Consider the following 14,748-nt stretch of genomic DNA (forward strand, 5'->3'; position numbering starts at 1 on the left):
TGCTAAGTTTATTTGTGTTTCCGGCAAATTTGCTGTGATAGCCTATAAGATTATATTAGCGTATAAAAGCTAAGTTTGATAAATGCGGTTTAATTTATTTGCTATTGTCAATATTTATTTATAATGAAACATTGATAAATGTATTTTATTATATATGATTAATATCAGATTTATTTTAAGATGTCTATCTTACTAGGGTCTTTAATGTTACAAAACTTTAGATATTTTAGTCATGTTTACTTTGATTATTAAATTTACCGTATTGTAAAAGTGCTTACTGTCACCGGCTGCGCTGACAAAGTTATTACTTTTGTAAGGTTTTTGACTTTAATTATGATCTTTATCACGAAATAAACCTGATAGATCCATTATGCCATCATTATAATTAGCAGCTTAAGAAGCTAACGGGAACGTTGCTGTGTCGGGTTTTTTATTCGTATTTATTTCCCTTTTAGTAATACTGTGGTGATTAACTTCGAGCTGTAATTTTTGGCTAGAGTTGGCCATGCTGCATTAAGATAGGTCGCTATGAGCGTGGTGTGGTTTATGGTTAAATTGTTGTTAATTATAACGTTGCTCAACCCATAACTAATTCCTAATAGAGGATATAGCAATTAATTTTTAACCATCTTATTTGTTATGCGGACCTGATAGAGTTATTATTAGTTGATAACTATTTTAGCTGATAATTGAGCTTGATGCATATATTAAAAGAATACGAATAGAATTAGTTGATGTGTGTAGCGGCGGGAAATCGATTGTCATATTTTTAAAAACTTAGTAAAACAGATAAGTATGGTTTGATGTTGTGTACAATGTGCTTAAGCTTAAAGATAAATGAAAATTATAGTAAGCACATCATGTGCTGACTTTTAGCTGGTTGATTATGAAAATCTCTCTAATGCATTTGACATTAAAATTCGGTGTTCAAATTTGAGATTTAATGTCTCTATAGTCACTTTATGATGTGGTATAATCACAAAATACTTTTCGGTAACATCTTGATTTGTATATATCCTTATCATTATTATGTTTTGTAGCTCCTGTGAATTGACTCTATTAGGTTTATCCTATTTCGTTAAATCCTCTTATCTGTTTATGTTTTGCGTTATTTTATAACGTGCGCAGCGCTCCTTTTTAGAGAGTTACTACTTGTAACGTATCTTCTTTAGTTTGTTTGTAAAACATTACATTTAAAAATCTAACACGCAACTCCCTGGTAATCTAAAATGTTTTATCAGTGATTGCTTTATTTAACTAAGTTAACTTAGCTATTTTATTTGTTTATGAGAGAAGTAACTTAATACGAACGCTATATACACTAAAACTTCAACCGTTTATATGTAAGTTACTTCAAAGTATCATATTGTTCTGTATAGTTGATAACTAGTAATGAAAAATTAATCTTTTAACGTGTTTGTTGCTATTATAATTTATTATATACTAAACGTAGTTGGCAGTGTTTCATAATTTTTATTTAAAAAACATATGTAGTTAATAGAACATTAACAGTTCATGTCATATTTAATTAAATTACTTAGTTTTATGGCTAAAGTAGTAAAATGTTAACGTTTATACAAACAATAAAGCTATTATATTCTATAATTATTTATTCTAAATATTACTAAGAAAATTTTAAAATAATATCAAGATAAATTGTTGTATTCATTTTAACAAAAGTATAGCACTTCGCTTTTACTATTAATATTATCACATAATATATGTGCTATAGCATTCTTCTATCTTTATAAATATTATGCATACATTCATGTTTTTGTTTTTATTAACAAGCGCTAGATGTTAGCTAATTAAATTAAAATAAAAATATACATATAACACAACATATTTATGTTATATATAAAATTAAATTTATTTGATACTAAATTATTTGATGATATAGATGATATCTAATGTAATATTCGGTTTATTATTTATTATTTCATATGTTCTAAAATATTCGTGATTTTATTTATAGTTTTGGTTGTTTTGGAAAGTTTATTGCTTAATATGATAATAGTCTTATGAAATAGTATATTTCATAATTTATTTGTAGTTATTAATATACTTAAACTAAATTAGTTTACAATCATTTTTATGTTTTATTTTGATTGCGCATAGATTTGCTAACCTTGTAGCAAATGTGTTGTTATTTTAAGATGGTATTACTTATGTGTTTTATTTATGTTAAGTTAAATCATGCTATTAATTAACTAAAATAAATTTTATTTTGTTAGTGATTAGTACTATATTAGTAGATAGTGTGATGTTATGTTTGATAAAGTTTATTGTCATGGTGAATAAAATATTTAATAAAGTACTTATTATAGTAGTATACATTACTAATGTTTTATTAGTTGTTCATTTTTTTGTTATTGGTTGTACTATTTAAGATAAATAGTAATTTTAAATTATTTAATATTTAGTATATACTTTACAAGTTTATTATTTTGCTTTCATCAAAGCGACTTAACTCTAGGAATTAAGTAGTTAGTTTATATATAGTTATATAATTATCTATTTAATTGTAAATTATTCTGAATACCAAAATTAATTACGTAAAACTTATAAAGTATGCATAAGCTATATTAAATTTAATCTAAAATCGTTAATTAACGCTATTTATATATAGTTTATTAAATAAACGATATATTTTATTAAATAATTTTAAATGCTGTATAAAATAATGTCTCCGGCAGGAATCGAACCTGTAACTAGCCCTTAGGAGGGGCTTGTTATATCCATTTAACTACGGAGACACATTAATAAATGGTTAGCAAAGCATATTTCATATACTAAGATATTAGCATCCTGCCTTATTCTATTTATCTATGTATAGTTAACTATCTATTTTCTATCACAATAATTGCCAAATGTGTAATACGCGCGGCCTATATTGTTTTATGTATAAGCTTTCTGAGAGCACATAGCGAGCGTATCACAGTTGATTTTTAAAATTTAATAGGAGAGGCACACTAATCTCTTTTTACTTAACATCTCCATGGAGAGAGATAGTTGCGTTTAGGAAAGTATTTTATTTTTATTCTTTTAAAATGTCTATTAATAATGGTAGTTAGTGTTAAGATAGCAATTAATGCCAGTCGTATTTAATTAACACCAGCAGAGTTACAGATTACTTAATGTTTTACTTATTTAATGTCATATAATTTGTGATCGACGAAGTATTTGCTAAATATACCTTGTATCATGTAGAAAATTAAAATAATGATCTGACATGAGTGACTCTTAGTTAATAGATCTTCCCTTCTCCAAAACTCCTAAGTTATGATAGGTTATCACCATCTAGGTCGATCGTGATAATTTTTAATTACTTTCTTTCGTTTACTAGACGCACAGAGTGCCATTTTGTTAGCTTTGTCGCTGCAGAAACGCTTAAATAGTTAACGAGTTGATAACATGGCGGTTTATCACTTACCCAGATATGTTATTACATGTTTAGAGGCAAGTTATTTAACAAATCGTTTCATTATAGGTTGCTCAAGCCTGTGGTTTATTTACTTTAAGTTAATTTTATTTTTGGTATTAGTCGGGACATTGTAAATCATTGGTCATCAGGTGTTTTTACAGCATTATAGTATTTGTTTTTTTATTCTCACATTGCAGTATACTTTTACATATCATGGTGTTAGTTTTATCTAAAGTCTAATAAGGCTACAACTTACTTCAACGTCGTTATAAATCATAACCTGATAACAAGAATAGTATTATTTATTCTGGATTTTCTGCAAATATGCCTTTAAATTTTATCATTTCGCAGCGCAGAAGTAAAGTTCTAACCAGTAAGAAAAAAGTTACTTAGATTGATGAGTAATTTGGTAGTTTCGGATGTAGGGTTAGTTTATTTTCATCTATTTAGATGAAGTGATGTGTAAACATTCTTTGTATTAACCTACATACAGGATAATGTTTTATGAACAATGTGGCCGGTGTAACAATAGAGGTCTATTTAATATTTTAGCTTAATGTGAAAGTACTATAATCAAGCCTGAACAGGGTTCATGTTTCATCTTGTAACAAAATAATAAATATGAATGGTGAACTACCGTGTAAACTTTTATTATTGCAGAGTTAAGTTATTGTTTGTATTAAAATAAGATAATGTTTTATTGTTAATTTCTAAACGGGTATCTGATGATACTAATATGGTTTCTAACTTGAAACCTTAACGGTAGGCACAAAGCATGATATGTAACGCATTGCAATTGTAACGGGGATAGTACTAATAACAATTTTATAATAAAAGGGAAGCAAACTATTGTTACGATTCTTTAGTAAATCCAGGCTTCGATATAATTAACATAAATAGTAGCCTAGTCGGCTGACATGACTGTGACGGAGAGATAACTTTGCCAGTCATTTATGGACTAAATATCAATTACAGCAATAATTGTTTGATTTTAATATTCTCCACCTTTAGGAGTTAGAATATCTTGATAGGATGAATATTTAAATTAAAACATGATTATCATTTATTTTAAATCTTATTCATTTTGCTTATTATTAATTATATATGGTTATAAGTATATAGTTAATGATATATTAGCTTTTATATTTGAGTATAAAGATGTTGATGGTTAGGAAAGAAAGGAGGATAATTCTAGGGCGGGCGCCCGTATTGTTGAAAATAATTTATAGCACTCCATGATGGTTATAAGAAAACTACGACGTATATGCGTAGTTTCGATATGTAAAGAGTATTAATGCGCGTATCTTTCTTTTGTTTATATTGAAAAAAAACACATCGGTAAGCCAAAAAGTTTATAAAACAAAATGCACTCCCGATGTGCCGTACGTCATCAATAGTTTATTGTTACAACAAATAAGCTTGTTTTACTAATTTCCTCATTAAAATAAAACGTTTTTGAATTAATCACTATATTGTCGCGTTCGATGCGCTTATTAATTTGCGTTATGTTAGTCTCAATCTATACAAAACGACGGCGACTTGCTTAGTGTTTCGCCGACATTTCATTGGGATCTATTATGGTATTTACAGGCTAACTACGTTAGCAGCAGATGGACCTTTCTGACCCTGCTCAATGGTGAATTCTACGCGTTGGCCTTCATCAAGAGTTTTGAAGTTGTTGCTTTGAATGGCAGAAAAATGAACAAACACATCTTTGCTTCCATCGCTTGGAGTAATGAAACCAAAGCCTTTACTTGAATCAAACCATTTTACTAAGCCAGTGATTTTGTTAGACATTTATTATTCCTTACTTAAGAAAAAACATTCATGGGGATAAAGAGCCTGTTTGTAGCATGTATTTATGAATAAGTATTTAAGAAAGATATTCGTTTATAATTGACATTAACCTATTTCTTTTATTGAGTGGCTTTACTAAATGACTTACATAAATTTGTCTATATTACAGACTCGTTCTTATATTAACGCATACTAGCATCACAGGAGCAAGAGTTTTTACGAAAAAAAATAATATCTCGCTAGAGGAGATGTTTGGCGCAACGTATTTTTGTTACTTCTAAAATGGTAGTATTATTATTCTCTTTGTTATTATACGGGATTTACCTTACTTTAAGATTGTTTTTGTGCCATTTACTGCTAAGAAATCAACTATACCACAAGTCTGTTTTATGATGTTAAGGCATAAAATTATTTGTTAAAAAACTATTTAATCCTATTTGCCATTTTATCATCACTTTGTTTTGAGATTACATTCTTCATGCTATTTTAAGAAGTTAACAGGTTTTCAATACACCAAAATTTGGTTGCTTTATTACGCCTAATGAGTTATTTGCAGATATGATGTTAGTAACACACTAATTTCAATATTGACGTGTTATGGTAGTGAATTATATTTATGCTGTAGCCCTTTTAGATAAGGTTAAGAAAATATTTTATTTAATGCAGTAGCAGGCGATAGTTCCTTCAGATTTTTATATTAATATAAATGTAAAGTTGACTTGTGTGAATGTAAATAGTTTTTGAGCATATTCTACAGTTATTTTAGTTATATCACAAAGTTAAATATAGCCAGATGACTAATTAGAAACCCTTTATCGTATTGTAGTTAAGTGAAGTAGATACGATTTATTCTTAATTTTGTTGTTCACAACCTCAATATCAGTATAAGTGTTTAACTACCTAATAAGTCAACTTAATTATCATTAATAATCTAGACAATAAAACGGATTGTTTGCTGTGTTAGTAAAATGCGGTACAATCAGGTTATTTTAGACCGTATTGACAGAAGTATTAAGATATTGAAGTTAAGCCTTTGTAATATTTTAATAACTAATTAACAGTATTATTAACACTATTAATTAGTTTAAATTAACTTTATAACTAGGTGTTACTGACTAACATATAGTTTTTATTATTAAATGTAAGTTAATTTATTATATTAAATTATTTCTGTGTGTCATGTAATGCATGATATTAAAATTGAAAGTAATTTGCAAAATGCTAAAATTGATAACTCAACAGAAATATCTCTTACATAAAGACTAGATATATAGTGTCATAAAATAATTCGTTGCTGGAAATAAGTTTCATTATAAGCTTACTTTGTTGTTTTGAATAACAAAGTTGTTATGGAGAGTTTTTATTCTGTTGATGTAAGCTACCAAAGTACATTGGCTTTATATACCTATTTAATATTTCGGTGGCGGCATGGTGCTTACCATCGTACAAGTAAATTGAGTTTAAAAAAAACCCTTTGCGTTAAGCAAAGGGTTTTAATGGATGCCTGGCAGTTCCCTACTTTCGCATGGGGAGGCCCCACACTATCATCGGCGCTACGGCGTTTCACTTCTGAGTTCGGCATGGGTTCAGGTGGGTCCACCGCGCTAGTGCCGCCAAGCAAATTCTTTTTATATTATATGTTTTTCAAACAGCTCAGGTGTTGTAAGGTTAAGTTCTCACGGGTCATTAGTATCGGTTAGCTCAACGCTTCGCAACGCTTACACACCCGACCTATCAACGTCATCGTCTTTAACGTCCCTTCAGGAGGTTTTAGGCCTCAGGGAAGACTTATCTTGAGGCAAGCTTCCTGCTTAGATGCTTTCAGCAGTTATCTCTTCCGCACGTAGCTACCGGGCAATGCCATTGGCATGACAACCCGAACACCAGCGGTGCGTCCACTCCGGTCCTCTCGTACTAGGAGTAGCCCCTCTCAATCTTCCAGCGCCCACGGCAGATAGGGACCGAACTGTCTTACGACGTTCTAAACCCAGCTCACGTACCACTTTAAATGGCGAACAGCCATACCCTTGGGACCTGCTTCAGCCCCAGGATGTGATGAGCCGACATCGAGGTGCCAAACACCGCCGTCGATATGAACTCTTGGGCGGTATTAGCCTGTTATCCCCGGAGTACCTTTTATCCGTTGAGCGATGGCCCTTCCATACAGAACCACCGGATCACTAAGACCTGCTTTCGCATCTGCTTGAGTTGTCGCTCTCGCAGTTAAGCTAGCTTATGCCTTTGCACTAATCTCACGATTTCCGACCGTGATTAGCTAACCTTTGTGCTCCTCCGTTACATTTTGGGAGGAGACCGCCCCAGTCAAACTACCCACCAGACATTGTCTTCGACCCGGATTACGGGTCTGAGTGAGAACATTAAACATTTAAAGGGTGGTATTTCAAGGTTGGCTCTATGCGGACTGGCGTCTGCACTTCAAAGCCTCCCACCTATCCTACACATCAAGAGTCAATGTTCAGTGTCAAGCTATAGTAAAGGTTCACGGGGTCTTTCCGTCTTGCCGCGGGTACGCCGCATCTTCACGGCGAGTTCAATTTCACTGAGTCTCGGGTGGAGACAGCCTGGCCATCATTACGCCATTCGTGCAGGTCGGAACTTACCCGACAAGGAATTTCGCTACCTTAGGACCGTTATAGTTACGGCCGCCGTTTACCGGGGCTTCGATCAAGGGCTTCTCATAAGTGATAACTCTATCAATTAACCTTCCGGCACCGGGCAGGCTTCACACCGTATACGTCCACTTTCGTGTTTGCACAGTGCTGTGTTTTTAATAAACAGTTGCAGCCAGCTGGTATCTGTGGCTAGCTCTCAGCTAGAGGTGCAAGACCTTTTACTTACATGCTAGCGTGCCTTTTCCCGAAGTTACGGCACTATTTTGCCTAGTTCCTTCACCCGAGTTCTCTCAAGCGCCTTAGTATTCTCTACCTGACTACCTGTGTCGGTTTGGGGTACGATTTGGTGTGATTTTGGTGCTTAGAGGCTTTTCCTGGAAGCGTAGCATCAGTTGCCTTTACCACCTTTTGGTGGCTCGTCATTACGCCTCAGTGTTAATGAATAAGCGGATTTGCCTGCTTATTCCACCTTCACGCTTAAACCGGGACAACCGTCGCCCGGCGAACCTAGCTTTCTTCGTCCCCCCTTCGCAGTCACACCTAGTACAGGAATATTAACCTGTTTACCATCGACTACGCCTTTCGGCCTCGCCTTAGGGATCGACTTACCCTGCTTCGATTAGCGTTGAACAGGAACCCTTAGTCTTTCGGCGAGCGGGTTTTTCACCCGCTTTATCGTTACTTATGTCAGCATTCGCACTTCTGATACCTCCAGCAACCCTCACGGGTTGCCTTCGCAGGCGTTACAGAACGCTCCCCTACCCAACGGACGTATCACTTAAAGTGCCTTTGTTGTGTGATATGTAATTATGTATTTATGTTTAGGTACTTTAAGTGATACGTCCGTTGCCGCAGCTTCGGTGCATGGTTTTAGCCCCGTTACATTTTCCGCGCAAGTTGACTCGACCAGTGAGCTATTACGCTTTCTTTAAATGATGGCTGCTTCTAAGCCAACATCCTGGCTGTCTGGGCCTGCTCACATCGTTTCCCACTTAACCATGACTTTGGGACCTTAGCTGGCGGTCTGGGTTGTTTCCCTCTTCACGACGGACGTTATCACCCGCCGTGTGTCTCCCGTGATAATATTCTACGGTATTTGCAGTTTGCATCGGATTGGTAATCCGGGATGGACCCCTAACCGAAACAGTGCTCTACCCCCGTAGATAAATTCACGAGGCGCTACCTAAATAGCTTTCGGGGAGAACCAGCTATCTCCCGGTTTGATTGGCCTTTCACCCCTAGCCACAAGTCATCCGTTAATTTTTCAACATTAGTCGGTTCGGTCCTTCAGTTAGTGTTACCTAACCTTCAACCTGCTCATGGCTAGATCACCGGGTTTCGGGTCTATATCCTGCAACTAAAGACGCCCAGTTAAGACTCGGTTTCCCTGTGGCTCCCCTATACGGTTAACCTCGCTACAGAATATAAGTCGCTGACCCATTATACAAAAGGTACGCAGTCACACCTTAAGAAAAGATGCTCCTACTGCTTGTACGTACACGGTTTCAGGTTCTATTTCACTCCCCTCACCGGGGTTCTTTTCACCTTTCCCTTACGGTACTAGTTCACTATCGGTCAGTCAGGAGTATTTAGCCTTGGAGGATGGTCCCCCCATCTTCAGACAGGATATCACGTGTCCCGCCCTACTTGTTGAGCTCACAACAAGCGCACCTTTGAGTACGGGGCTATCACCCTTTGTAGCCGGACTTTCCAGACCGTTCTTTTGATGCGTAAGTTGATGATGGCTCTAGGCTGTTCCCTGTTCGCTCGCCACTACTGAGGGAATCTCAATTGATTTCTTTTCCTCAGGGTACTGAGATGTTTCAGTTCCCCTGGTTTGCTTTGCCAAGCTATTTATTTACTTAACAATGATGCAATTTGTTGCATCGGGTTTTCCCATTCGGATATCGCCGGCTAATAGTGCTTCTCATCAGCTTACCGACGCTTTTCGCAGATTAGCACGTCCTTCATCGCCTCTGACTGCCTAGGCATCCACCGTGTACGCTTTATTTACTTAACCTTACAACCCTGAGCTGTTTGCCTGTTTTACCAGGCTATGTGCAATCAAGCTTTTGGCAGCCTTATGTATAATATTTATTAATACACATATACCTTACTAAGATGCCTGTATGACATGCATTTAAGTTCTGCCATAATAATTTACGTGCACTTATCTACGTTGTTTATGCGCTTTTGCTAAATAGCAGTATTGGTTGTAGCGCTAAAATAGCATTACTGTGCTGTTTTAGGTTTGTTTGTTATTTTAAGTTTAGCTTGTTCCAGATTATTAAAGAGCGAGATTTTCTTGGTATGGATTAGAATTGTATTCTAAACAAATTACAGTATAAACCTATACCACCTAATGGTGGAGCTAAGCGGGATCGAACCGCTGACCTCCTGCGTGCAAAGCAGGCGCTCTCCCAGTTGAGCTATAGCCCCAAATTGCTTGAATTTGCACATACCATTAGCTATCTGTATTGATAGGTAACCACTATTTATAATATGCAGTAAACAGAATGGCAACCCAGTGCTTTTTGTTGCATGCTAGACTTGCTTGATGAGGTTGTTTGTTTACAACCTGTTGTCTTGCTTATTGAAATAAGCATGCCTGGTAGGCCTGAGTGGACTTGAACCACCGACCTCACCCTTATCAGGGGTGTGCTCTAACCAACTGAGCTACAAGCCTAAAGAAGGTTTCGCTTACTGCAAGTATCAGACAATCTGTGTGGACACATCACTTAACGGTATCGTTTAGGTAAGGAGGTGATCCAACCGCAGGTTCCCCTACGGTTACCTTGTTACGACTTCACCCCAGTCATGAATCATAAAGTGGTAAGCGCCCTCCCGAAGGTTAAGCTACCTACTTCTTTTACAACCCACTCCCATGGTGTGACGGGCGGTGTGTACAAGGCCCGGGAACGTATTCACCGTGGCATTCTGATCCACGATTACTAGCGATTCCGACTTCATGGAGTCGAGTTGCAGACTCCAATCCGGACTAAAACGCATTTTATGAGGTTTGCTGACTCTCGCGAGATTGCTTCTCTTTGTGCGCGCTATTGTAGCACGTGTGTAGCCCTACTCGTAAGGGCCATGATGACTTGACGTCATCCCCACCTTCCTCCGGTTTATCACTGGCAGTCTCCTTTGAGTTCCCGACTAAATCGCTGGCAACAAAGGATGAGGGTTGCGCTCGTTGCGGGACTTAACCCAACATTTCACAACACGAGCTGACGACAGCCATGCAGCACCTGTCTCAGAGTACCCTTTAAGGGTACCCAGGCATTTCTGCCTAGTTCTCTGGATGTCAAGAGTAGGTAAGGTTTTTCGCGTTGCATCGAATTAAACCACATGCTCCACCGCTTGTGCGGGCCCCCGTCAATTCATTTGAGTTTTAACCTTGCGGTCGTATTCCCCAGGCGGTCGATTTAACGCGTTAGCTTCGAAAGTCAGGAATCAAGGCCCTAACCTTCAAATCGACATCGTTTACGGCGTGGACTACCAGGGTATCTAATCCTGTTTGCTCCCCACGCTTTCGTACCTGAGCGTCAGTCTTTGTCCAGGGGGTCGCCTTCGCCACGGGTGTTCCTCCAGATCTCTACGCATTTCACCGCTACACCTGGAATTCTACCCCCCTCTACGAGACTCTAGCCTATCAGTTTCAAATGCAGTTCCTAGGTTAAGCCCAGGGATTTCACATCTGACTTAATTGGCCGCCTGCGTACTCTTTACGCCCAGTAATTCCGATTAACGCTCGCACCCTCCGTATTACCGCGGCTGCTGGCACGGAGTTAGCCGGTGCTTCTTCTGCGGTTAACGTCAACCAATGGTGCTATTAACAACCATTGTCTTCTTCTCCGCCGAAAGTGCTTTACAACCCTAAGGCCTTCTTCACACACGCGGCATGGCTGCATCAGGGTTTCCCCCATTGTGCAATATTCCCCACTGCTGCCTCCCGTAGGAGTCTGGACCGTGTCTCAGTTCCAGTGTGGCTGGTTATCCTCTCAGACCAGCTAGGGATCGTTGCCTAGGTGAGCTATTACCTCACCTACTAGCTAATCCCATCTGGGCTCATCCGATGGTGTGAGGCCATAGATGGTCCCCCACTTTGGTCTCGCGACGTTACGCGGTATTAGCTACCGTTTCCAGTAGTTATCCCCCTCCATCGGGCAGATTCCCAGATATTACTCACCCGTTCGCCGCTCGCCGACAAAGAAACTAAGTTTCTTTTCGTTGCCGCTCGACTTGCATGTGTTAGGCCTGCCGCCAGCGTTCAATCTGAGCCATGATCAAACTCTTCAATTAACTAATTGCTTAACTCTAAAAGAGTAACATTGGTATTCAAATGAATACTTATCCTTACTCTCTTTAGGAGTTGATATTGCATGTGTTGATATCATCTTGTGAGTGCCCACACAGATTGTCTGATAAATTTTTAAAGAGCAGTGTACAACCTTAATTCATAAAAACTAGGCTTTGCACCTTACAGCCTTTTTGCTGTAAAGTCAAGTTTTATTTGCTTGTAGCAACTAGTTTATTTTTGATGAAACCCCTTAGCAAAAGGTGGTCTTTTACTAAGATTAATTATAGCACTTTCATAACATATAACAAGCATTAATTATAATTTTGCGTAACCTGTTGATACATAAAATAATTTTAAACATTTGTTTATTGTTTAAGATCTGTAATTAATTTAAACACCAATGCGTTGCAAATTTTTATTTGCTCGTAGATGAAATCTACTATCCCCAATTAGATCGTGAGTTTATAGCTGTATAATAAGCACAGAGAAAAATGATAGCAAAGCATATTCTGCTAGTTACAGCGTAAGATTTTTTAATGTTCCCAAACCATAACGCATCAATACTGGTTTCAGCATCATAGATTGCGGAGTATTGGCGAGTCGGTAGGTTACGTTTTCCATCCCCTCTCTGAGGTCATTAATATCCATATTATTCGTTACTAGCCAGGCAGCGCGACGTGCAATGGCTGATCCAGAATTGACTAGGTGAGTTCCTGCGGGAAGTACCGCTTTTAATTCTTGACTTAGCAAGGGAAAGTGAGTACATCCAAGTATAATCGTATCAGGAGGTTGTTCTGCTTTTAACCAGGGACGTAAAAGCTTACAAAGCATTGGCTGCTGTACCATTTCTCCTTGCAATTTAGCTTCAGCTATCTCTACTAATTTAGACATACTCAATTGCAAAATTTGACAATCGCTTGCGAATTGATTGATAAGATTGTAAGTATAGCTGTGATGTATGGTAGCGTGAGTTGCCAGTAGTCCGACTATCCCATTGCGGGTTAGGCTAGTAGCTGGTTTGATTGCTGGCACTACGCCTATAATTTCGCAAGGAAAACGCTTTCGCAACGCTGGCAATGAAATTGTACTAGCAGTATTACAGGCAACGATGATCAAATCGATTTGATGTAATAGCCAGATTGCATCGATGATGGCGACTACTCTATCAATAATAAATTGCTGTGGTTTTTCCCCATAAGGGAAAGCTTCATTGTCAAACACATATAGATAATGGGCATATGGCAATATTTTCCTGACCTCATCATAAATTGACAAACCTCCTACACCAGAGTCGAAGATAAGAATAGTAGGTTTTTTTTTGATGATGCCGTCAAAACACATAAGTCTCGTTAAATACAGTATACGCATCTTGCTGCTTAGCAAGTAACATGCTGACAATAAGTAACATATTGACAAGTATAACACAAATTGTTAATTAGGTTATGTATGGATATTACGCTTCAATATTCCAAATACCGATGTAGTTCAGCTTGCGAGTTGATTAGTGTTGTAATGAATACTTCATTACCTAACTAACTGTATTATACAGTGTAATTAATGTTTTACGATTAAATTAATGGATATCTAAACTACTTTGTTATGATGCAGTCATCCAATATTTAGTTAATCTTAGATTTGATCAGATCTTAAAGGTATTACAACATTACTTGGTAGAACAGTGCATTTATTGCAAATGAGCTTATTCCTTTGATGTTCTCATTTGCCAATCCGATATCGTAATTATTTTCTCGTCAGGTTGTTAAATGTTAATTTAACGTGGGGCAACGAACTTTCTTGTTTTGCTCGATATCAAATTGCTTATTAACTTTAATAAGCTTCATATAGTTTTTATAAACTAGCATATAAAAGCTAGCTTTAGAGTTAGCCGAGATTAGGTTACTGATCTGCAGTACTGCATAGTACAGCAAAAGAAGATACCATTACTATTTTCAGACAACTAGTACCTGCATTTATCATTTAGTATGTAAAACAGTTGACAACATAATAGAACTATTTGCATAGATGATGCTGGCACTATAGCTTTATAGCTATGGATTTTATGCATAACTAACTCATGATCGCATGAGAAGCTTAATTCCGGATTATCAATGCATAATTAGTACAAAACTTTAGCATATCATGCTTGATCTGAAAGTCAAAGAGCGAATATGCATCAACCATTTATGGTTAGCATTTTTTGTATCAATTAGCTCATAACAAAGATTATGATGTTGATATGCTCAGATTTAGTGTTTTTTTTTCTAAACAGGTTCAAACAGATTATTTTACTGCGTAAATTGACAAATCGGTTAATACATTCACGTATAGCCGATGGTTGTGTTATGTATTGCACTTAACGTGATTGATGCAGGCGACTACGTGACGGATAATTGCACGTCCGTGTGTGCAGAATTTAGTTTATTTGGCTTATCAAAACAAAACTACTTGAATGGCCATTATGTCATCTAGAGCCTAACCTATAGACGATTTCATGTTTATCGAGCGATGGGAAGATGACAGTTATATACAGTGCAATGTTGATATAAATATTATATGCTGCAATGGCGTGGGATTTTACCGAACTTAGGGCA

The 14,748-nt window shown here is 36.8% G+C and carries 2 protein-coding genes, 3 tRNA genes and 3 rRNA genes; all 8 read right to left on the reverse strand.

The window, feature by feature from the left end:
• Positions 1–2,684 precede the first annotated feature (2,684 nt).
• A tRNA-Arg gene (locus HBA_RS01210) sits at positions 2,685–2,756 on the reverse strand.
• Positions 2,757–5,008: 2,252 nt separating this feature from the next.
• Positions 5,009–5,221, reverse strand: coding sequence for a transcription antiterminator/RNA stability regulator CspE (gene cspE, locus HBA_RS01215; RefSeq protein WP_097032232.1), 213 nt, complete (start codon positions 5,219–5,221; stop codon positions 5,009–5,011).
• Between the two features lie 1,502 nt (positions 5,222–6,723).
• Positions 6,724–6,839 (reverse strand): 5S ribosomal RNA (rrf, locus tag HBA_RS01220).
• 46 nt (positions 6,840–6,885) lie between these two features.
• Positions 6,886–9,874: ribosomal RNA gene (locus tag HBA_RS01225) — 23S ribosomal RNA — on the reverse strand.
• Positions 9,875–10,217: 343 nt separating this feature from the next.
• Positions 10,218–10,293: transfer RNA gene (locus HBA_RS01230), tRNA-Ala, on the reverse strand.
• A 170-nt stretch (positions 10,294–10,463) separates the two neighbouring features.
• Positions 10,464–10,540, reverse strand: a tRNA-Ile gene (locus HBA_RS01235).
• Positions 10,541–10,610: 70 nt separating this feature from the next.
• Positions 10,611–12,159, reverse strand: a 16S ribosomal RNA gene (locus HBA_RS01240).
• Together the 16S, 23S and 5S rRNA genes with 2 tRNA genes alongside form the textbook arrangement of a ribosomal RNA operon.
• Before the next feature lie 514 nt (positions 12,160–12,673).
• Positions 12,674–13,525, reverse strand: coding sequence for a glutamate racemase (gene murI / locus HBA_RS01245; protein ID WP_097032233.1), 852 nt, complete (start codon positions 13,523–13,525; stop codon positions 12,674–12,676).
• Positions 13,526–14,748: the final 1,223 nt, after the last annotated feature.

It is taken from the genome of Sodalis endosymbiont of Henestaris halophilus, assembly GCF_900161835.1.
In the GTDB taxonomy this organism is placed as follows: domain Bacteria; phylum Pseudomonadota; class Gammaproteobacteria; order Enterobacterales; family Enterobacteriaceae.